Annotated in this window: 20 protein-coding genes, 1 tRNA gene and 1 pseudogene; 5 read left to right on the top strand and 17 right to left on the bottom strand. The window is 64.6% G+C overall.

From position 1 onward, the window contains the following. Window positions 1–79: 79 nt before the first annotated feature. From G6N42_RS26085 to G6N42_RS26060, 6 genes and pseudogenes are all read right to left on the bottom strand, one after another. Window positions 80–1,290 (bottom strand): annotated as a pseudogene (locus tag G6N42_RS26085) (IS110 family RNA-guided transposase). Window positions 1,291–1,555: 265 nt separating this feature from the next. Next, the gene (locus tag G6N42_RS26080; RefSeq protein ID WP_197905557.1) at window positions 1,556–2,257 is read right to left on the bottom strand and encodes a class II aldolase/adducin family protein; all 702 of its coding nucleotides are present in this window, start codon (window positions 2,255–2,257) and stop codon (window positions 1,556–1,558) included. Between the two features lie 624 nt (window positions 2,258–2,881). Beyond that, complete coding sequence (locus tag G6N42_RS26075) at window positions 2,882–3,121, bottom strand: anti-sigma factor family protein (protein WP_174262168.1); 240 nt, start codon at window positions 3,119–3,121, stop codon at window positions 2,882–2,884. Continuing rightward, the gene (locus tag G6N42_RS26070) at window positions 3,118–3,753 is read right to left on the bottom strand and encodes an RNA polymerase sigma factor (RefSeq protein WP_163734848.1); all 636 of its coding nucleotides are present in this window, start codon (window positions 3,751–3,753) and stop codon (window positions 3,118–3,120) included. Before G6N42_RS26070 ends, G6N42_RS26075 begins: the two co-directional genes overlap by 4 nt. Window positions 3,754–3,774: 21 nt before the next feature. Continuing rightward, window positions 3,775–4,491 (bottom strand): flavodoxin family protein, encoded by a 717-nt coding sequence (locus G6N42_RS26065; protein ID WP_163734843.1) that lies wholly within the window; start codon window positions 4,489–4,491, stop codon window positions 3,775–3,777. Further along, window positions 4,484–4,987, bottom strand: coding sequence for a YkgB family protein (locus G6N42_RS26060; RefSeq protein ID WP_163734840.1), 504 nt, complete (start codon window positions 4,985–4,987; stop codon window positions 4,484–4,486). Before G6N42_RS26060 ends, G6N42_RS26065 begins: the two co-directional genes overlap by 8 nt. 239 nt (window positions 4,988–5,226) lie before the next feature. On the opposite strand from G6N42_RS26060, the gene G6N42_RS26055 reads away from it, so the two are divergent. Further along, a complete protein-coding gene (locus G6N42_RS26055; RefSeq protein ID WP_163734837.1) occupies window positions 5,227–6,009 on the top strand; it encodes a thioesterase II family protein in 783 nt (260 codons plus the stop codon). 486 nt (window positions 6,010–6,495) lie between these two features. On the opposite strand, the gene G6N42_RS26050 is transcribed toward G6N42_RS26055, so the two are convergent. Further along, window positions 6,496–6,578, bottom strand: a tRNA-Tyr gene (locus G6N42_RS26050). A gap of 102 nt (window positions 6,579–6,680) precedes the next feature. On the opposite strand from G6N42_RS26050, the gene G6N42_RS26045 reads away from it, so the two are divergent. After that, window positions 6,681–7,172 (top strand): YajQ family cyclic di-GMP-binding protein, encoded by a 492-nt coding sequence (locus tag G6N42_RS26045; RefSeq protein WP_014209444.1) that lies wholly within the window; start codon window positions 6,681–6,683, stop codon window positions 7,170–7,172. Between the two features lie 4 nt (window positions 7,173–7,176). Here G6N42_RS26045 and G6N42_RS26040 read toward each other — a convergent pair whose 3' ends face one another. Beyond that, window positions 7,177–7,980 (bottom strand): transglutaminase-like domain-containing protein, encoded by an 804-nt coding sequence (locus tag G6N42_RS26040; protein WP_163734834.1) that lies wholly within the window; start codon window positions 7,978–7,980, stop codon window positions 7,177–7,179. A gap of 133 nt (window positions 7,981–8,113) precedes the next feature. Here G6N42_RS26040 and G6N42_RS26035 point away from each other — a divergent pair, with 133 nt between their 5' ends. After that, window positions 8,114–9,139 (top strand): NAD(P)H-dependent glycerol-3-phosphate dehydrogenase, encoded by a 1,026-nt coding sequence (locus G6N42_RS26035; protein ID WP_163734831.1) that lies wholly within the window; start codon window positions 8,114–8,116, stop codon window positions 9,137–9,139. A 21-nt stretch (window positions 9,140–9,160) separates the two neighbouring features. On the opposite strand, the gene G6N42_RS26030 is transcribed toward G6N42_RS26035, so the two are convergent. From G6N42_RS26030 to grcC1, 3 genes are all read right to left on the bottom strand, one after another. Continuing rightward, window positions 9,161–9,685 carry a hypothetical protein gene (locus G6N42_RS26030; protein WP_410506755.1) on the bottom strand — a complete coding sequence of 175 codons (525 nt, stop codon included), beginning with the start codon at window positions 9,683–9,685 and terminating at the stop codon, window positions 9,161–9,163. Between the two features lie 90 nt (window positions 9,686–9,775). Beyond that, complete coding sequence (gene htpX, locus G6N42_RS26025) at window positions 9,776–10,657, bottom strand: zinc metalloprotease HtpX (protein WP_163734825.1); 882 nt, start codon at window positions 10,655–10,657, stop codon at window positions 9,776–9,778. Between the two features lie 89 nt (window positions 10,658–10,746). Beyond that, complete coding sequence (gene grcC1 / locus G6N42_RS26020; RefSeq protein WP_174262167.1) at window positions 10,747–11,754, bottom strand: nonaprenyl/(2E,6E)-farnesyl/geranylgeranyl diphosphat synthase; 1,008 nt, start codon at window positions 11,752–11,754, stop codon at window positions 10,747–10,749. A gap of 21 nt (window positions 11,755–11,775) precedes the next feature. On the opposite strand from grcC1, the gene menJ reads away from it, so the two are divergent. Further along, complete coding sequence (gene menJ / locus G6N42_RS26015) at window positions 11,776–12,996, top strand: menaquinone reductase MenJ (protein WP_163734822.1); 1,221 nt, start codon at window positions 11,776–11,778, stop codon at window positions 12,994–12,996. Window positions 12,997–13,046: 50 nt separating this feature from the next. Beyond that, a complete protein-coding gene (locus G6N42_RS26010; RefSeq protein ID WP_232076328.1) occupies window positions 13,047–13,538 on the top strand; it encodes an Rv2253/PknI dimerization domain-containing protein in 492 nt (163 codons plus the stop codon). On the opposite strand, the gene G6N42_RS26005 is transcribed toward G6N42_RS26010, so the two are convergent. From G6N42_RS26005 to G6N42_RS25980, 6 genes are read right to left on the bottom strand one after another with little or no spacing between them, the layout of a single operon-like run. After that, a complete protein-coding gene (locus G6N42_RS26005; RefSeq protein WP_163734819.1) occupies window positions 13,539–15,044 on the bottom strand; it encodes an MCE family protein in 1,506 nt (501 codons plus the stop codon). It abuts the gene before it with no gap. Further along, window positions 15,044–16,180 (bottom strand): MCE family protein, encoded by a 1,137-nt coding sequence (locus G6N42_RS26000; protein ID WP_163734816.1) that lies wholly within the window; start codon window positions 16,178–16,180, stop codon window positions 15,044–15,046. Before G6N42_RS26000 ends, G6N42_RS26005 begins: the two co-directional genes overlap by 1 nt. Next, the gene (locus G6N42_RS25995; protein WP_163734813.1) at window positions 16,180–17,463 is read right to left on the bottom strand and encodes an MCE family protein; all 1,284 of its coding nucleotides are present in this window, start codon (window positions 17,461–17,463) and stop codon (window positions 16,180–16,182) included. The genes G6N42_RS26000 and G6N42_RS25995 overlap by 1 nt, the downstream gene beginning before the upstream one ends. Continuing rightward, window positions 17,460–18,542: an MCE family protein gene (locus tag G6N42_RS25990; RefSeq protein WP_163734810.1), complete on the bottom strand. Its 1,083-nt coding sequence runs from the start codon at window positions 18,540–18,542 to the stop codon at window positions 17,460–17,462. Before G6N42_RS25990 ends, G6N42_RS25995 begins: the two co-directional genes overlap by 4 nt. Next, the gene (locus G6N42_RS25985; protein WP_163734808.1) at window positions 18,535–19,572 is read right to left on the bottom strand and encodes an MCE family protein; all 1,038 of its coding nucleotides are present in this window, start codon (window positions 19,570–19,572) and stop codon (window positions 18,535–18,537) included. Before G6N42_RS25985 ends, G6N42_RS25990 begins: the two co-directional genes overlap by 8 nt. Further along, window positions 19,569–20,801 (bottom strand): MCE family protein, encoded by a 1,233-nt coding sequence (locus G6N42_RS25980; protein ID WP_232076326.1) that lies wholly within the window; start codon window positions 20,799–20,801, stop codon window positions 19,569–19,571. Before G6N42_RS25980 ends, G6N42_RS25985 begins: the two co-directional genes overlap by 4 nt. Between the last annotated feature and the right edge of the window lie 113 nt (window positions 20,802–20,914).

Below are 20,914 nucleotides of genomic sequence, written 5' to 3'. Positions count from 1 at the left end.
CTGACAGACAGAAAGCCATCTCCGCCAGTTAGAAGGATTCTCTACACCGGGGCGCTAGACATCCCAGGGCCGTAAGTTGTCAAGCAGCTGCGGGCGTGCGGTGTGTCCAGGCTTTGTGTTCGTCGTAGAGCGTTTGGTGGCGTAGGCAGCCGTGGAGGATGCCGACGAGTCGGTTGCCGAGGGCGCGTAGGGCTTGATGGTGGGTATCGCCATTTCCGCGGTGCTGGTCATAGAAGGTGCGGGCACCACGACTTCGGGTCAGCGCGCAGAAGGCCCATTGATCGAGGGCGTCGTAGAGCCGTTTGTTGCGAACATGGCGGGCCAGCACAACTCGTTTTCGGCCCGACGCGATGGTCAATGGTGAGGTTCCGGCGTAGTTCTTGCGACACTTGGCAGTGCGGTATCGGTTCGGGTCGTCCCCGAACTCACCGAGCACCGGGCGCCGAGCACAACACCAAGTCCTGGCAGGGAGCGGTAGATGTCGGCGTCCGGGTGTTTCTCAAAATGGTCGGCCAGCACGGTCTCGAGTTCGGCGATCTGGGTGTTCAGTGCTGCAATGACATGAACCGCGGCCGTCGTGGTCGTCCCGAAAGCGCTGGCTATGGCAGGGGAAGCGGTGAGGTGCTCGCGGCGCAAGATGGTTTGAATCTCGATAGCACGTGTGTCGATATTGCGTTGTCGGCCAGCAGCTTTGAGTGCCGATCCGATCTTCGACAGGCTCAACCGGGCGCCCTGTTCAGGAGTGGGTGCGCGGCCCAAGACAGCCAACGCGTCACCGTCGGTGAGTGAATCGAAGGCCTCCAAGGCTGCGGGGTAGTACTCCCGCAGCCCGCTACGCAGCATGTTGGCGTGCCGAGTGCGTGCCCAGATCAGGCTCTGATGAGTGCGGGCCAGCACCTTGATCGCCTCGGCGTCTGAGGTGTCTCCGGCGATCTGGCGGTGGTTGTGCCGGTCGGTGCGAACCAGGTCGGCGAGCAGCTTGGCGTCTCCGGCATCAGATTTCGCACCCGAGACGTGATGACGGTCGCGGTAGCGGGCCGCGGCCATCGGGTTGATCGCCCACACCCGATAACCCGATGCCGCCAACGCCGAAACCCACAGGCCACGATCGGTCTCGATGCCGATCACCACCTGGTCGGGTTCCTCAGCGTGACGGGCAACCAGCTCATGCAAGTCCCGGATGCCAGACAAGCCCTCGGATAATCGCCGGGCTGCCAATCGTTGGCCGGCCTCGTCCATCAGATACACATCGTGATGGTCTTCGGCCCAGTCGTCGCCGACGAAGATCATCAATGCCACCTCCTCGCGGTCGTCGTTGACTCACATTGAGCCCGAGGACACCCGGCGGCGGACTAATGGATCAGTGCTCGTATTGGCACGACATCCCATCAGCGCTTCAAGCGACCTCACCGAACCGACCGGGGCACGATCTAGCGCTAGGAATCAGACATTCATCCCCGTCAGACATAGTGCTCACCGGTCAGCGGCTCGACGATCAGCGTCCCGCGACCACGAACTCAAACTCGTCAACGCCACGCCGATCGACTCCCATTAGTCAAGGCTGGTCGGACGTGCTGTTTCGACTCTTGCGCAGCAGGTACTGATATCCCGCGTCGAGTTGCTTCTGATTCCACGCTTGTTCGCGTTTGAACGCCGACTCGGCAGGGTCGGACCAGATAGCCGGACCTCCGGCGGACATCGCCATCAGCTGGGTACGACAGGCACGTTCGAGCAGGACGGCGTGCATCACGGCGCTGGCGACGTTCGGGCCTGCGACGGCAGCACCGTGGAACGGCATCAAGATGGCCGGCGCACCACCGAGTTCGGCGGCCAGTGCGCTCCCGAGTTCTCGACTGGCAATCAACGCACCGGTGACGGTGAAGCGCGGTAACCCGGCCTCGAACAGAACGCCGTCGTGGGATATCGGGCGCAGCGGTACATCGAGGGACGCGAAGGCGGCCAGCGTCGGGGCGTGGGTGTGCACGACACAGTGCACCTCGGGTCGGGCGGCCATGATCTCCGTGTGGATCGGATACTCGATGTGGCGCGGCCCGTTTCCGGCGGCGACATCACCATCGGGCGTCACCAGAGCCACGCGGTCGGTCGTCACTTCGTCGAACCCCCACCCACTGGCCTTCATCCACACGCCGCTGCCGTCAGGATCCCGCACCGAAGCGTGCCCCCACACCATGTCGGTGAGGCCGTGCGCCGCGAGCGCAGCACTGGCTGCAACGACTTCTGCTATCGGATCGTCCACAGCGTTCCCCTTCGTTCAGATCGATTTTGAACCCAGCCCGGCGTCACCATGGGTATATCTCGTCGGTGTCGCCGACGAACTGCCCCGTCGGCCCATCACCGCCGATCAGAGCCATGTTCACGGCCACTCTCGCTGCGGCGGTTACCTGCCGTGCGACTGGACAGTTGAGCCCGCGTTGTTCGGTCGCAGAGAACGAACCTCGTTGTGCGACTAGACAATTGGGCGCGCATTGTTTGGTCTCTCGGAGGCGATATGCTGCGGTCGAATCGAGCAGGGTCGAATAGTCAGGGGCCGTCGTGGCATGTGCGTGTGAAGAGTCAGGCCAGCCGCTCTGCGGCTGGTGCGAGGAGGCCGTCGTGCAGGATGTGCCACCTTCACACCACAAATGCCTGAACGGTTACTGCTCGTAGCGGGATTTCGGCGTGGCTGGGTCATGCGTCGAAGTCGTTCACGCTGCACATGTAGTGCACAGCCAGCCGGGTGCGTTGGCCGCAGCGAGCCTCCCGGACGGTAGAGGTCTCGGGGTACCCGGAGTCGTAGCGCTCTTCGGTTTGGCCGCGAAGCACGCCGGTGACGACGCATTGCGACCAGGGGTGTGAGCACTGCGCCACCGTTACAGACGGTCTAATGCCATTCTTTGAACGCGTCGAGGAGGCGATCTCGGAAGGTTGGATCGAGCTCGCCGACGGGGATCTTGCCGATGGTGCCCACGGTCCTGCGGAACTGTTGAAGGTAGTTCTCACAGCCTTCGCATTCCAACAGGTGGGTGTCGAACCGCGCACGGTCCTCGAGATCCAGAGAGCGGTCGAGGTAGGCGGTGATCAACTCCACGAGTTCGTTGCAGTCCATCGAATCTGTGCTCATGAGCTTTCCCTCAGATAGTCCTCGAGGGCCTGCCGGACCGCGGCTCGGCCCCGATGCAGGAGCACCCGTTGATTGGCGACTGTGATGCCGAGATGCTCGCACACTTCGGCGGAATCGAGTCCCAGCACGTCGCGCATTGTGACAACGAGTCGTTGCCGCTCGGGCAGCTTGTCGAGCTCTCGTTGCGCAAGGCTGATGAGTTCATCACCGAGAACCGAGCCTTCGGGCGTCTCCGGAAACGGCGACGGCTGTTGCTCCGGTCTCCAGTGCCCTGGATAGCGGTCGTCGGCGTCCCGGAAGCGCGCCGGATCGACAGTGCTGCCGGTGAAGGCCATCACCGCGGCATCAGCGTCACGACGCTCGCGCACGCCTTTGCGCTTCGCGATATTTATCATGACGGTGAAAAGCCATGTGCGCAAAGATGATCGGCCCTCAAACGAGTCGATTCCTTTGAGCAGGGCGATCCAGGTTTCCTGGACAACCTCCTCGGCGAGCTCGCGGCTCGACACATAACCTCGCGCCACACGCAGCATCGCAGGCGTATGACGATCCACCAGAGACACGAACGCGGACTCCTCGCGGTTGCGCAGGGCCGCGATGAGTTCTTCTTCGTCACCAGCCGTCCTGGTCATGACGAGCAGCATCGTATCCCCTCAGCGGTACTCAGGGTTCTCGAAGTCATACCGGCACCCCGCATCCCAACCGGTTCGAAGGTTTCCGTACGCCGGTACTCCGCCACCGTCGCGCAGCATGCGGGCCAAATGCATCAGATTCCACGTCATGAACGTCGTATTGCGGTTCGTGAAGTCGTTATCCGGTCCGCCCGAACCGGGATCCAGGTACGACGGCCCCGGCCCCGCTTCGCCAATCCAGCCTGCATCGGCCTGCGGCGGAATGGTGTAGCCGATGTGTTGCAGGGTGTAGAGCGCGTTTTGGGCACAGTGCTTGACCCCGTCCTCGTTGCCGGTGATAAGGCAGCCTCCGACGCGTCCGTAGTACAGGTATTGGCCGGCATCGTTGAGCAGGTGAGAGCCACCATAAAGGCGTTCATGCACTTTCTTCATCACAGAGCTGTTGTCACCCAGCCAGATCGGGCCCGCCAGCACCAGAATGTCTGAGGCAAGTACCTTGTCGAAGATCTCCGGCCAATCATCGCTGTCCCAGCCGTGTTCACGCATGTCGGGCCACACCCCGGTGGCGATGTCGTGGTCGATCGCGCGCACGACGTCGACCTCGACACCGTGGGCTGCCATGATCCGCGTCGAGATGTCGATCAAGCCGCCGGTGTTACTGAGCTCCGGGGACTTCTTCAACGTGCAGTTGATGAACAGGGCCCGCAATCCAGAGAAATCCCAGCTGAGCTCAGGCATGCTGCGCCAGCCTGGCCGCGCGCAGCGCGTCGCCCAGACTCCATACCGAAAGCCCGAGCAGCGCAACATCTTTGATCAGAAACTGACCTGTCATCGACAAAAACGGGAAGCCGCCGGCCGATGCCTCGCCGACACCGGGCGTCGTGAACAGAAAGCTGATCGTGGCGACGAACAGTCCAATCGACGCAACACTGCCGAGCGCCGACAGGCGCGGCCACCACGGCTTGACCGCGAGCAGCACCGCGGTGCCCACCTCGACGACGCCAAGCAGCGCCGCGAAGGCGCCCACCGAGAACACCCCGTACACCCACGACATGAACGGACTGTGAGCCACCAGCGGCTCGATGCCCTGCGCTTCATAGGCCGTGAACTTCAGAAGGCCAATCCAGCCGATCACGACAACCAGGCCATACCGCGCGAGCACAGCGCCCACTCGTGCCACCGTCGACTCCGTCGAGGATTCGTCGATCCTGCCCTCGAGATGGATCCCCGCCATAACGTCTCCTTCACTCCGTGCGGCGCCGATCAGGGCCGCGCTGATGGTTACCGTGCGGAGTGGCGCCGAATGCAGCAGGCGTTACACGGGTGCCGTCTGGATCTTGCAGGCGAACGGAGGCAGGTCCGGCGCCGGCCAGTCGAATTCTGGTCGGGTTGCTCGCAGTGCGCGCAGATCCTTTAAGGATTCGCCAAGGTGCCGACGTCAAAGTCGCTCTCATCACCACGAGAGGACCCGACATGTTGGTCAAGACGCTGACGGAAGAGCCCGCCCGTCCGATCTCCCGTTTGTCGGGTGCGACGAGCTCGCGGAAGGCGACTCGACGCGTCCGCTTGATCTGCTTCCACCACGCCGGGGGCGGGGCCAGCTCGTTCAACCTCTGGAAGAGGGGCCTCAGCGCGGATGTCGACGTCGTTGCCGTCGACGTGCCCGATCGCGAACGCTTCGCCACGCTCAGCGAGCTCGTTGAGGCGATCCACGATCGGCTCGGTCCGCTGCTCGACGAACCGCACGTATTCTTCGGCCACAGCTTCGGCGCACTCGTGGCGTACCGACTGGCCAGCCTGCGCGCGGCGGCGGGCCTACCCCTGCCGAGCGCCTTGATCGTGTCTTCCTTCCCCCCACCGCACCTGCCGACAGCGATACACATGGTGCACGACGTCGACGATCAACAGCTGAGCAAGGTCCTGTCCGACATCGGCGGTCTACCGGTCGAGCTGGACCGGTGGCCGTGTTTGCGGAAGAAAGCGGTCGCGTTAGCTCGAATCGACCTGCGTCTCGGCGCAACGGATGACGACGCCACGTCGGTGCCCCTGACGTGCCCGATCCACGCCTTCGGTGGCAGCGACGACTTCCTGGTCAGCGAGCGTGAGCTGCGCCAATGGAGTTCGCGTACCGTGGCCGAATTCTCAGTGCAGATGCTCAAAGGCAACCACTTCCACATCAGCGACCGCAAGCAACTGTTCGCCGCCCTGGAGCCACTGCTCTTTGGATTCGACGCGCCCCACGCCAACGTCGCATAGCTCAGTCGCACGCCTAGACCGAAGTTGTGCAGGCAAAGTGCGAGAAGCCCTTTAAGTTTCAGTTTCGCGGCTCACACAGCTGAATCGGATCGGCGACCCGTTCGAGCTCGTCGGCAACCGAAGCGATCTGGCCGAGTACTCGAGCGGAGGGCACGCTCGACCGCAGCCAAGTCGCCTAAGTAACGGAAACCCGGGGTGGATCCGTCTTAGGTCCTCCCGAAACGACCCACATCGGGTGTTGCTGACCCGAGTACTCAGCCTGCCAGTCACTGATGTCGTCGATTGAGTCGCCGGGGGCGCTGGACGATGTCGATCTCGAGGCACGCCCACCGCGCGTCACCCAAACGACGACATATCTGGAAAACGCTCCGGTGGCGTTGATTTCGGTGTGGCTGAGTCACGCGACCCGCAGACTCCGCGCAGGCCGGGACAATCCCGTTAGCCGTCGAACACCTCAGGCCCCCTCGAAAGGGGGCCTGACCAGTGTGGCAGGTACAGGATTCGAACCTGTGTAGGCGTTAGCCGACGGATTTACAGTCCGCTCCCATTGGCCGCTCGGGCAACCTGCCTGGGTGCTGCACCACCCGGGTACCGGTTTGGTGCGAATAGCAGGGTACAACGAGGATGGCGCTAAGACGAAAACGCACTAGACACCAGGAGGGCCGAGTCCAATGGCGGATTCATCGTTCGACGTCGTGAGCAAGGTCGACCGCCAGGAGGCCGACAACGCACTCAATCAGGCGGCCAAGGAGCTGTCCACGCGCTACGACTTCCGCGGCACCGACACCTCCATCGCCTGGCAGGGCGAGGAGACCGTCGTCATCACGTCCTCGACCGAGGAGCGGGTCAAGGCGGCAATCGACGTCTTCAAGGAAAAGCTGATCCGTCGCGACATCTCCATGAAGGCCTTCGACGTCGGAGAGCCGCAGGCTTCGGGCAAGACCTTCAAGGTCAGCGGCCAGATGAAGCAGGGCATCAGCAGCGAGGACGCCAAGAAGATCACCAAGATCATCCGCGACGAGGGCCCCAAGGGCGTCAAGGCCCAGATCCAGGGCGATGAGATCCGGGTGTCGTCGAAGAAGCGCGACGACCTGCAGGCCGTCATCGCCCTGCTCAAGGGCTCCGACCTGGACGTCGCGCTGCAGTTCGTCAACTACCGCTGACGCCCTAGCCGATCGACACCAGCTCGCCGATCGGGTCCCTCGGCAGATCGCCGTCAGTGACGGCGGTCACCGACATCCAGTTCAGGTTGATCCCGCCCCTGTGGTTGTCCAGAAAGGCGGTGTCGGCGGCGTCGCGACCGGTCGCGATGCGGACCAGTGTCTGCCGCGGCGCCAGCAGGGTGGCGTCGACGACGCGCCACTGCCCCTCGACGAACGCCTCGGCCACCGCGTGGAAGTCCATCGGGTACAGGCCCGGCGCGTACACCGAGACGACGCGGGCCGGAACGAACACCGCTCGCAGCAGCGCCACCACCAGGTGCGCGAAGTCGCGGCAGACTCCGGCACCGGCGAGCAATGTGTCCGCCGCCCCGTCGATCGGGTCGCTGGACCCGGGCACGTAGTTCAGCCGCGTACCCACCCATGACGACACCTTCTCCAGCAGCGTCGTCGAATCGACGTAGTTACCGAATTCCGTTGCCGCGAACCCGAAGAACTTGTCGGCCTCCGCGTAGCGGCTCGGCCTCAGGTACACCGACTTTTCGTACTCGGTGACCGGCGGCGGATCAGCTCGTCCGGTGACGGTCGCGGCATAGTCGACCTTCAGCAACCCGCCTTGAACGTCAAGCTTGTGGATCCTGTTGCCATGCGTCCCGCTTATCTCCAAGGGCTGCACAGGTTTTCCGTCCAACACGAAGGACAACGATTCCGACACCTCAGCATTGACGTGCGGTGCGACGGCGATCTGGAACTCCAGTTCGGTCGGCGCGAGCACCTGGACTTCGAGCTGTGCGCCCACCTCTCGCCTCATGCTGCTGATGATGCGCCTCTCGGTCGGGTTGTGCGAGCCATACGACGGGCGTGGGACCCGCCAGGGGATCTACCCGCATTCAGTCGCCACAAACCGGTCCGCGCGACTCGCCGACAGTCATACCCTGATCGGCATGGCACCTGCGCAACGCGAACCCAAGGTCGTCGTCCTCGGTGGAGGCTCATGGGGCACCACCGTGGCGTCCATCTGCGCCAGGCGCGGGCCGACGCTGCAGTGGGTGCGTTCCCAGGAGACCGCCGACGACATCAACGACAAGCACCGCAACACCAAGTACCTCGGCAACGAGGTCGAGCTGGCGCACACGCTCAAGGCCACCACCGACTTCTCCGAGGCCGCCGAGTGCGCCGACGTCATCGTCATGGGCGTGCCGTCGCACGGCTTCCGCGGGGTCTTAACCGAACTCGCCAGGGAGCTACGGCCTTGGGTGCCGGTGGTGTCTCTGGTCAAGGGTCTCGAGCAGGGCACGAACTACCGGATGAGCCAGATCGTCAACGAGGTGCTGCCCGGACACCCCGCAGGTATCCTCGCCGGGCCGAACATTGCGCGGGAAGTGGCCGAGGGCTACGCGGCCGCCGCGGTGCTCGCGATGCCCGACCAGAGTCTCGCAGCGAACCTCGGAAAGCTGTTCCGCACCAGGCGATTCCGGACTTACACCACCGATGACGTCGTCGGGGTGGAGATGGCAGGTGCACTCAAGAACGTGTACGCGATCGCGGTGGGGATGGGCTATTCCCTTGGCATCGGTGAAAACACCCGCGCGATGGTGATCGCCCGCGCCCTTCGTGAGATGTCGAAGCTCGGCGAAGCGATGGGCGGTCACCGCGACACCTTCGCGGGCCTGGCCGGCATGGGCGACCTCATCGTCACGTGCACGAGTCAGCGCAGCCGCAACCGCCATGTCGGCGAACAACTCGGTTCCGGCAAGTCGATCGAGGAGATCATCTCGTCGATGAATCAGGTTGCCGAGGGAGTCAAGGCCGCGAGCGTGATCATGGAGTTTGCCGACAAGTACGGCATCTCCATGCCGATCGCGCGGGAGGTCGACGGCGTCGTCAACCACGGTTCCACGGTCGAACAGGCCTACCGAGGTCTGGCCGCCGAGAAGCCCGGACACGAGGTGCACGGCTCAGGATTCTGAGCCGCGCCTATCCACCGGAGCTCAGTTGAAGTAAGGGTTGGTGCCCTCGGGTCGATCCAGCAGCGGGTTGATGCCGCCGTTGATGATGAAGCTGCCCGCCGGGCTGAGCACGAACCCGGACTGGTTGCGGCTGTCCGCGCAGGTTGTCACCGACCCGTCGCTACCGCAGCTGACCGTCTGATAGCTCAGGCGCGAACCCGCCGGAAGTGGCTTGGCGTCGACGTTGGCGAACACATCCCCCGCCGAGTTGGCGAAGGACGGGACGCCGGGACCACCGCTGACGAGGTTCGCACCCTCGGGCGCCCCGGGGATCGGGCCGCTGCAGCCGTAGCCGCCGTTGCGCTGCAAGACGCAGGTCAGACCGTCGGGCGTCTTGAACGCATACCACTGGTTGTCCATCACCTGGTACTCCGACAGCTTCATCGGCGCGTACGCGTTCACGTTCGGTGGAGGTGGCGGTGGCGGCGGTGCCGGCGGCTGGGCCATCGCGACGCCCGGCAGTCCGATGAGGGCCGCCCCCGCAGACGCCACGACGCCGATCAGCATTCTGTTCAGCACGGTCCACACCCTAGATGGTGCGGTTGTGACTCGCAGCATGCCCGTGTCATCGCCGGTCAGGGCGGCGGCGTTACCCGATCAGTAGTACCGATCAGGCCCGCGGCCGGCCATCGCCTCCAGCCGGGCGATGCGATCTTCCATCGGCGGGTGCGTCGAGAAGAGCTTGCCGATCTTCTCCCCCGCCCGGAACGGGTTGGCGATCATCAGGTGCGCCTGGTCGGCGAGCTGCGGTTCCGGCGGCAGCGGGGCCTGCTGCACCCCCATGCTGATCTTGCGCAGCGCACTCGCCAGCGCCAGCGGATCACCCGTCAACTCGGCTCCCGACTGATCGGCCTGGTATTCGCGCGACCGCGAAACTGCCAACTTGATCACCGTCGCGGCGATCGGCCCGAGCAGCGCAACCAGAAGCATCGCAAAGGGATTCGAGCCACCCTCGCGGCTGCCGCCGAACATACCGGCGAACTGGGCGACGAGCGCCAGCGCCGTCACCACCGACGCCATGGCACCTGCCACGCAGGAAATGAGGATGTCGCGGTTGTAGACGTGGCTCAGCTCGTGGCCGAGCACCGCGCGTAGCTCGCGCTCGTTGAGGATGCCCAGGATGCCGGTCGTGCAGCAGACGGCCGCGTTGCGCGGGTTGCGTCCCGTCGCGAACGCGTTCGGGGCCGCGGTGTCGCTGATGTAGAGCCGCGGCATCGGCTGGCGTGCCGTGGTCGCCAGTTCGCGCACGATCTTGTACATCACCGGTGCCTGCATCTCGTTCACCGGCTGGGCGTGCATCGCCTTCAACGCCAGCTTGTCGCTGTTGAAGTACACGTAGACGTTCATGCCAACGGCGAACAGGACGGCCAGATACATGATGTTCCGCCCGAACAACGCGCCGATGAAGACGATCAGCGCCGAAAATCCCGCGAGCAGCACGAACGTCTTGGCGGTGTTGGCGTGCGGATGCCAGGTCATTGTGGCTGTCTCCTACTAGGCCGACTACGGATACCGAGACGTTTCACGCTCTTAACGCATAGACAGGCTCGGCAAGTTCCACGGCACCGTCAGCCGTGGCGATTGGCCGTGTAGTCGGCCAGCGTCGCCAACGCCTGGCGCCCGGGGCTCTCCGGCAGGTTCGCCAGCTCCTCGCGTGCCTGCGCGGCGTACTCGGCGACAGTCTGCTTGGCCTTCACCATGCCCTGCGAGGCACGCAGCAGGCGCAGCGCCTCGGCCAGGTCGTCGTCGTTCTCGACGGGGCCGGCGAGCAGCTCACGCAGCCGGTCGGCGTCGGGGCCGGTGTCCCGTAGCGCGTAGAGCACCGGGAGGGTGTGCACGCCTTCGCGCAGGTCCGTGCCGGGCAGTTTGCCGGATTCGTCTGGATCGCTGTCGATGTCGATGATGTCGTCGGAGATCTGGAACGCCGTGCCGACGATGCCGCCGAGGCGGCTCAACCGTTCGATCTGCTCCTCGTCGGCGCCGGAGAACGTCGCTCCGAACCGGCCGGACGCCGCGATCAGGCAAGCCGTCTTCTCGTACACCACCTTCAGGTAGTGCTCGACGGAGTCGACATGGTCGGCCGCGCCGCGGGTTTCCCGCATCTGTCCCGTGACCAGCTGGGCGAACGTGTCGGCGATTACGCGCACCGCCTCCGGACCCAGCCGGGAAACCAGCCGCGACGCCGTCGCGAACAGATAGTCGCCAGCGAGGATCGCGATGTTGTTGCTCCACCGCGCGTTCGCGCTCGGCGCACCGCGACGCACCTGGGCCTCGTCCATCACGTCGTCGTGGTACAGCGTCGCCAGGTGGACCAGCTCGATGACGGCGCCCGCCACGTCGACCTGCCACGCATCGGGTTCGGGGCCGAGGCGCGCCGCCAACACCGTGAACAGCGGGCGGAACCGCTTACCGCCCGCCTGGAACAGGTGCTGTACGGCCGCGGACATCAATTCGTCGGCTTTGCCCAGCTCAGTGGCCATCAAATCTTCGATTCGGGCCACGGCCTCGCGCACATCCTGCGCAAAGGCGGGGTCTCCGAAGTCGACGCCTGCCACCACACTCGCCGGTGTCCTCACCCTGCCAACATACTGGGAGCTATGCAAACGCGAGCCGATGTGGTGGTCGTCGGGGCCGGGCCCGCCGGTTCGGCCGCGGCGGCGTGGGCGTGCCGGGCCGGGCGCGACGTGCTGGTGATCGATTCGGCGCAGTTCCCACGCGACAAAGCGTGCGGCGACGGTCTGACACCGCGCGCGGTTCAGGAGATGGAGCATCTCGGGCTCGGTGCGTGGCTGGACGGCCGCGTGCGACACCGCGGATTGCGGATGTCGGGGTTCGGCGCGGACGTCGAAATCGAGTGGCCGGGTCCGTCGTTCCCTGCGACGTCGAGCGCGGTCCCGCGCACCGAGCTCGACGACCGGATCCGCATGGTGGCGGTCGATGAGGGCGCAAAGATGATGCTCGGCGCCAAAGCCGTTGATGTCCATCATGATTCGTCGGGACGAGTGGCGTCGCTGGTGCTGGACGATGGCGCCGAGATCGGCTGCTGCGAACTGATCGTCGCCGACGGCGCCCGCTCGACACTGGGACGCGTGCTCGGTCGTGAGTGGCACAAGGAGACGGTGTACGGAGTGGCCATCCGCGGGTACATCGGCACGCCGCGCGCGAGCGAACCGTGGATCACGTCGCATCTCGAATTGCGCTCACCCGAACGTGAGGTGCTGCCCGGCTACGGATGGATCTTCCCGCTGGGCAACGGCGAGGTGAACATCGGTGTCGGCGCGCTCGCGACGTCCAAACGGCCGGCCGACGCCGCACTGCGTCCGTTGATGGCGTATTACACCGACCTGCGGCGCGAGGAATGGGGCTTCGACGGAGCGCCGCGCGCGGGTCTGTCGGCGTTGTTGCCGATGGGCGGTGCCGTATCCGGGGTGGCCGGGCCGAACTGGATGCTGATCGGCGACGCCGCGGCGTGCGTCAACCCGCTCAACGGTGAGGGCATCGACTACGGGCTGGAAACCGGCAGGCTCGCGGCAGAGCTGCTAGGCACCGGCGATCTGACATTGGCGTGGCCCGCGGTGCTGTCGGCGCACTACGCGCAGGGCTTCTCCGTGGCGCGACGGCTGGGGCTGCTGCTGACGATCCCGCGCTTCTTGCCTGCGACCGGTCCGCTCGCGATGAGGTCGTCGTTCCTCATGACGATCGCGGTGCGCGTCATGGGCAACTTCGTCACCGACGAGGATGCGGACTGGGTCGCGCGGCTGTGGCGGCGTGCGGGTGCGGCGTCGCGTCGGATCGACGAACGCCCGCCGTTCACCTAGTCCTCGAGGATTTGCGTCAGTACTGACACAATTCGTGCTAGGAACGACGTGTGGCGAGTCCCCGCGTGCAGTCCGCGACCCGCGCCACTTTCGTGGTCGCCGCCGTCGCGTTTGCCACCGTCGTGCCTCCGGCCGCGGCGACCGAGTGGCCTACGCTCGACGGGACGTACACGGCAGTCTCCGACGGGCGGTGGGCCAAAACCCGCGAGGTCCGTCGCGACGAGGCCACGGTCACGAGCACCTGGACGATAACTTCGACTTGCAGCTCCCATGTCGAGTGCACCGGCCGCGTTATCAGCGACCAGGGGTGGAGCGCCGATGCCGTCTTCAGTTTCGGACTGTGGACGGTCGAACATGATGTGGTCGAATGGATTCCGTGCGCCGACGGCACTACCGCGCCGGGCAATCAACAGTTCACCTTTTATCCTGTCGATTCGACGACGTTGGTCGGCAAGGACAAAACCTTCGGGCCGAGCGGTGCGTGCGGCGTCAGTTACTGGATGACAATCGAGATGCCGTTTCGGTTGACCAAGACCGCGTGATCATCTGGGCAGCAGGTCTTTCCAATCCTTCGGCGGCGGCTCGGCGAGATTCGTCTGCCGGTAGGCTCGGCCATCCTGGGCGACGAACTGGCCAGTGCTCGGGCTGTACTGCGTGACCGCGACCGGCGGTGGGGGCCCGGTGGCGTGGTTGCCGCTCGGCGCCGCCGGCGGCGACGCAGGTGGCGGCTGCTGACCTACAGGCGGTGCGGTACCTTCGGCCGGCGCAAAGATGTTCTCGTCGAGAGTAATCCGGTCGTCGGGCGGAATGCCTTGCGAGACCAGATTGGGATCGATCGGATACGGGCCGACGACGTGCTGACGCTCGGCCACCGGTGTGAAAGGCTGCTCGCCGCGGCAAATCTCGACCGTCGGGGCGCGCTTTCCGGGATATCCCATACAGGGGTAGTTGCGTGCGCCGCGAACGGCGATCGGTGAATCTTGCGGCAGTTTGCAGTACAGGCCGTCTGGAGTGTCGATCACAGTGGTGTCAGCAGGTGATCGCCAGGCGGACGGGGGTAGATAGCCCACAGTGCACGCTGGCGGATCGCCCACTGCGATCCTGAACTCGCCCAGCGCAATTCCGGTCGGATTGTTGCCCGGCAACGCTGCCTGGACCGCGGCCACGAACGGTGGCAGAAGTACCAGTAGCTGTTCCAACGAGGCGTTGTATGTCACGCCGATCTGGCCGACTGAGCTCAGGTTCGCCAGCAGCACCGGCAACGTGGGCTTGACCTGCTCGAGTAACCGCGATACTTCCTCCGTGGCCCCGGGTCCCGCCCGCAACAGGGTCCGCACCTCGCTGTCATTACGGGCGAGCTCCTCGGTGACGTTGGCGAGGTCACGAGTCCAGATGCGCAGCGCATCAGCAGTCTGGGCTTGTGAATTCAGCAGCGGGGCAGTGTCTTCGACCAGACGACGCGGACGCTCACCGGTAGCGTCGATGTCGCGGACCAGCGCGGCAGACGAATCGATCAGTGACGCGATGTCATAGCCGGCGCCGTTGAGACCGGTGAACGATTCGTCTAGCAGGGCGGTCACCCTGCCCTTCGGGATGCTTGCCAGTAACGCGCTAACCTGGTCCAGCATCGGACCCACCTGCTGAGGAACGACGGCATCGCGCATGGGGATCACAGACCCGTCAGCCAGGTACGGCGCACCCGCGGTGCGGGGCCGCAGTTCGACATATTGCTCACCCACCGCCGATACGCTGCGCACTTCGGCCTGCACATCCGCCGGCACTCGCGGTGAACTGTCCAAGGACAAAGTGGCTTTCGCGCCTTCACGAGTAGGAGCAACGTCGACGACCTTGCCGATCTGCACACCGCGATAGGTCACATTGCCGAATTGATAGAGCCCACCTGTCGTCGGCAATTCCAGTGTCACTGTAATCCGGCCGATGCCCAACAGCATCGGCACCTGAACATAAGAGAACAGCAATGCGGACACCCCGATGACCGAAGCGACAGTGAAGATCACCAGCTGAGCCTTCACCAGACCGGTGAACATCAGCGGCCACCAGACTGAGGTGGCGGCGCGACACCTACCCCTAGCGGATCGGGGGTGTAGTAGGCGTCGTAGCCCGGGTCGCCTGGTGCGGGCACCAAGGGCAGGTCCGGTCGCCCCCAACGTGTTCCGAGCATCAACCCGCGCTTGAGTCGGTTCACCGTCAAGTCGAGCACCAGGTAATAGTTCATGTAGTCACCGCGAACCGCGCGGTCGACGAGATTCTGCGGGTAAGGGAACGTGGTCGCGAACGCCAACGCGGTGTCGAGGTCCGGCCCGACGTCGGCGAGCGCTCCCAGCGTCGGTTCGAGGTTGCGCAGATTATCGACGAAGTTCGCCTTCGTATCTTCAACGAGACCCGTTGCGGTATCGCTGAACACCCGCAACCTATCCAGCGCCGCGGTGAGGTTCGGTCGCTGGGCGACAAGGACATCGAGGGCTGGCGGAATGGTGTCCAGCGCGCGCACAATGACCTCACGCTGGGCTGCGAGGCGGGCTGCGAGCCGATCCAGCGCGTGAATCGAGGCGACGACGTTATCGCGTTGTGAATCGAGTACACCGACGAATCTCTCGAACCGCCCAAGCAACTCGCGCACCTCGCTCTCGCGACCGGACAGCGCGACGCTGAGATTGTGGATGACGTCGCCGATCTGGCCCAACCCTCCCGTGTTGACGATCGCCGACAATGACGACAACGTCGCCTCAGTGGACGGATAAGTGGAGGAGCTGTCGAGCGGAAGTGTTGAGCCCGTCGCGAGCCGGCCGAACGGCGCATCCCCTAGCGGTGGGTTCAACGCCAGGTGGCTGGATCCCAGCAGACTCGTCTGGCCGATAGTCGCGACCGCGTTGGCCGGGACAACGACATTCGACTTGACGAAGACCTCTACGTCGGCGTGGTAGCCACGCACCTTCATTGCACCGACACTGCCGACAACGACATCGTCCACCAGCACCGGTGAATTCGACTCCATCGTCCCGACATTGGCGATCTCGACGTGAAAGATCTGATCATGCGCGCCCCGCCCGATGGTGCCCGGCAGCGCAATCGAGTTCGTACCTGTGAAGCTACAACCCGGTACGACCAGGATCACGCTGCCCACGGCGGCGAGCAGTGTTCGAACACGGGACGTGCTGCTCATCACGGCGGGCTCCCTTCGAAGGGCACCCCGACAGCCGGCGGCGCCACGAGGGTCGAGGGCGCCGCCTCGGCGGGCAGCAACATGTCGGGCAGCGTCGGTGGGGCCGCGTCAGCGTGTCCCGGCATCAGACGCGGTTCGGTATAGATCAGGTTCTCCGGGCTCGCGGACTTGGCAAGGTAGGGGTTGAAGGGAATGGGCAGGTAGTTGAAATTCATCAGCCGCAGTGCCGGTCCCAGATAGTCGCTGCACAGTTGTGCTGTCTCGGGCGCGGTCGCATTCTCGATTGCACCGATCTGGGCGCAGATGAAATGGATGGGGTTCGAAAAGCCGTTCAGAACAGCCGCTCCGGCGAACTCGCCGGTGTCGGCGTTGTACATGTTGTACGCGTTGGCAAAGGAGTTGGGCGCCACGTGCAGGATCTGCTCGAGATCGGTGCTGTGGTCGACCAGGTTCTGCGTGACGTCCGCCAGCCGGCCGATCTGCTCGGAGGTTCGGTCGCGGTGCGTGGCGACGAAGCGGCTGACGTCTCCCACCGCGACCGACAGGCTGTTGAGTGCCGCATCGAGATCCGAGCGACTACCGTCGAGCACGCTGGACAACGTGGCGAGGCGGTCCTGGAACTGGACGATCTGCTCGCTGCTCTCGCTCAGCGTGGTGACGAAAGTCTGCAGATGACTGATGATTTCGACGATGTCGCCACTGCCGTCGGACAGCAATCGACCCACGCCGGACAGTTGAGCCAGTGTCTGCCGCAATTTGGCCCCGTTTCCCTCCATTGCGGAGGCCGCGCTGTCGATGAAGCGCGCCATCGCCGTGGTCGACAACTCGCTGTTGGGGCCCAAATCGGTTGCGAGTCGGGTCAGCTGGGCCTTCACCTCGTCCCACTCGACAGGTACGGCCGTGCGCTCGATGGGGATGACGCCGTTGTCCGGCATGGTCGGACCGGTGTCTCGGTAGGCCGGGGCGAGCTGGACATAGCGCGCCGCAACGAGGTTGTGTGACACGATCACCGCGTCGGCCTCGGCGGGAATCGGCACGTCGCGGTCGACGTGCATCGTCATTTTCGACCAGGTGCCGTCGGGCTCGATCGCGGTGATCCGTCCGACGTTCACGCCAAGGACCCGCACCTCGTCGCCGGGATAAATTGCGGTCGTCGACGTGAAGTACGCGGTGATGACCGTCGGCGCAAAGTAGATTTGTCGAACCAGCACGAGCGTCCCCGAAAATCCCACACCCACCAGCACGACTGCCAATACGGCGGCGATCCGGCTGCGTGCGATCATCGCGGCCTCTCCGGAATACCATTGCGCGGCCAGGGGAATTCCGCCCGCGGGCCCGCGTCGTCGGGGGGTTGGCCCGCGTCGACACCGCGGCGAAAGCCGAACGCGTAGTCGAGGAACGGTTGAAGCATCTGGCCGGGCAGGAGGTTGGGCACGAAGGCGTTGTAGTACGGGCCGTTTGCGACGGTCTCGCCCAACGTCAGCTGATACTTCGCGAAGCCCGGTAAGGCTTTGGCGATGTTGTCACGGTTCTGCTGCAACATCGCCGCCACCGAGTTCAACCTGTCGAGAGTGGGGCCGAGTTCCTGTTCGTGATCGGCCACCAGTCCGGATAGCTGTCGGGCGACGGCGGTGGTGTTGGCGAGCAAGGTGGCAATCTCGTTGCGCCGCTGCACCAGGACCGCGAGCAGATCGGTGGTGTCGAGAATCAGGGTGTCGACCTGCTGGCTGCGGTCCGCCAGGATTTCGGAGACGTTCCCGGCATGCTTCAACAGATCGCGCATCGACTCATTACGTTCGTTGAGTGTTCGCGACAGCCGGGTCAGTCCATCGAAGGTTGGCGTGAGTTGGGGCGATATCCGGTCGATGGCATCCGACAGCGCATCCAGCGACTGATTGAGGCTGGCTGTGTCCAGCCCCTCGGCGTTGGTGGTGAGCTCGTCCATGGCCTCGGTCAAGGAATACGGAGAGGAGGTGCGCGATAACGGAATCTCGTCGGTGTGCCGCATCGGGTCACGACCGGCGGGTCTAAGCACAACCATCCGTTGGCCCAGTACCGAGCCGGTGGCGATGTGGGCGGTGGTCTCAGACCCCAGCCTTACGGTGCCCGCGACGGTGAACCCGACGACCACTTCGCCGTGGCGCAGCGAGATATCCGAAACCGCACCTACTTTCATTCCGGCGACGGTGACGTCGTTGCCGAGAGCCAGCCCGCCGGCCTCGGCGAAGATGGCACGGTACTGCAGCGCCGTCGCCATCGAGACCAGTCGCTCCGGCGCGAGCCCGATTGCGACGATCAACACGCAGAGCACCGCGCCGATGACCCCGACGCGTGTGAGTCTGTTGTCACGGTATTTAAGCATCGGGCTCCGAACACCTCCCGCCCTCCTGCTTGATCCACGGGAAGACCGCCGTGCGGTTCTGCAGATCCGAAACCCGCACACTCAAGCCGCACACATAGAACTGGATGAAGTTGCCGTAGGCGCCGAGCCGCACCAGTTTTCGATAGTTCTCCGGCGCTTTGCGCAGGGCGGCGTCGATACGGTCCTTATCCTCATCGAGGAGGGGCGCAAGCCGGTTCAGCTGTCCGACGGTAGCCGCGAGCGGTGGTCTGGACGTGGTCAGCAGATCGGCGACCGATGCGGTGCCCGCGTCGATCGAGGTGATCGCGGCACCGATCAGATCGCGCTGCTCCGCCAGTTCGGTTGCCAGCCGTTGCAGACCGTCGACGGCGTTCGAGAACTTGTCACCTTCGTGGTCCAACGTGGCCACCAGGGTGGTGAGGTTGTCGATGAGGCGCTGCACCACGTCGTTGTTGTCGGCCAGCGAATCAGCGAAGGCCGACGTCTTCGTGAAGACCGATTCCAGTGCGTCGCCCTGCCCCTGGAACACCGTGAGCAAAGCCGACGTCAACGCGTTGACATCCTGCGCATCCAGGCCCTGGATGACGGGTTTGAGTCCACCGAGGAGCAGGTCGAGATCCAACGCGGGTGCGGTGCTGGCTTCGGCGATCTCGGCCCGCGCTGCCAGCCGACGGGTCGAGCCCGGGCCGTCGAGAAGTTCGAGATAGCGGTCTCCCACCAGGTTGAGATAGCGCACCGCGAGTCGGGTGCCCTCGGTGAGCACCACCTCGTCGTCCGCATCAAAGTGCACTACCACCTTGTTGTCGGCGCGCAGCGTCACGCCGGTGACCGTACCGACCCTGATTCCGGCTACCCGCACGGAATCACCTGCGCTCAAACGTGATACATCCGCGAAGACAGCCGAGTACTCGGTGGTCGAGCTGGTTCGGAACTGGCCGAACACGACGAACAGGGAGGCGGTGAGCACCGACATCACAGCTGCGAAGACGGCGAACTTCACGGCCGTTGCCCAACGGCGAGGGCGGCTCATCCCGGTTGGCCGATCTCTGCACTGTTACGCGGTGGACCGTTCAGGGGCCCGAACAGCCATTGTTTGAGGCCGTCGGCGTTGAGCACCAACCCCTGGTTGCCGTACTCCCACGGGTTCGCGCCGACGTCGGCGACGACGAACGGCGGGTGCTGACCGTAGGCCAGCCGCGGCAGATCGTGGCACTGGGGGCCGCCGGTGGCGGCGACCCTGGGCAGGTCACCGGGGTAGCGATAGCGGTCCTGACCTAATAGCAGGCTCACCGAGGCGACGACACCAGGTTCGGGCGACGGCGGATTCTTGGCGGCCGGGAGCACGCCTTCGACAGCACAATTGATGGCCTCGTGGTATTCGCTGGTCAGCGTGGTTGTCGGCAGTAGCAGACGCAGCACCTCGCTCAGCGCCCGCCGGTTTCCGCCGATGACATCGTTGCCGATATCGGCCAGTCCGATGAGTCCGAGCAGCAGCGCATCGAGATTGTGTTGTTCGGCGACCACCGTCTGACTCACCGTCGCGACGTGGTCGGCGATACGCAGGAGGTCCTCGGCGGCGTCGGCATAGGCGCCGAACACCGATGGCGCGTCCGTGAGGTCCCGGCTGAGAGCGGGTAACGCCGGATCGAGCTTGCCCAGAACGGCGTTGAGCGTCGAAAGCATCTGACCCAAGGATTGGCCGCGCCCGTTGAGTGCCGTGGCGATTGCCCCCAGCGTCTGATTGATCTTCACCGGATCGACCGCCGACAGCAGAGAGGTGAGCTGCTCGAACACGGTGTTGATCTCGACTGTCACTTGATCGGCCTGAATCACGGCACCTTCGGCGATGTTGTGTGGCGACGGCTGTGGCGGGTCTACCAATTGCACGAACTTGGCGCCGAACACCGTCGTCGACGCGATGTCGACCACAACATTCGAGGGAATCAACTGCAACGCAGCGGGATCCATCGCCAGCCTCAGTGCCGCCTGGCCGTCGGGCAATGCGTCGATGGCGCTGACCCGGCCGACCTCGGCGCCATGCAGCTTGACCTTGGCGTCCGGATTCATCACCAGGCCGGCACGTGGCGACAACACCGTGAGAGGCACGGTTTGGGTGAAGCCGCCGCGGAACATGGTGGCGGCCAGCACGATGACACCGACGATGGCGACCACCGTCACCAGCCCGACCAGCGGACGGCGGAATGTCGTCCACCGGGTTTTGCTGCGAATACTATTGGCGCGCAGCCGATGTCGGGTCACTGCGCCAAACTTCGTGGACGGGGTGTTACTCGTCGAACACCCGACCGACAGTCCACGCTGCGTCTCCTTTCACGACGTGGAGGAGTACTCTGCCACAGATCATGTCAGGACTG

The sequence above is a fragment of the Mycobacterium gallinarum genome (genome assembly GCF_010726765.1).
GTDB lineage: Bacteria > Actinomycetota > Actinomycetes > Mycobacteriales > Mycobacteriaceae > Mycobacterium > Mycobacterium gallinarum.
This window is presented reverse-complemented; position numbering and strand designations above follow the sequence as displayed.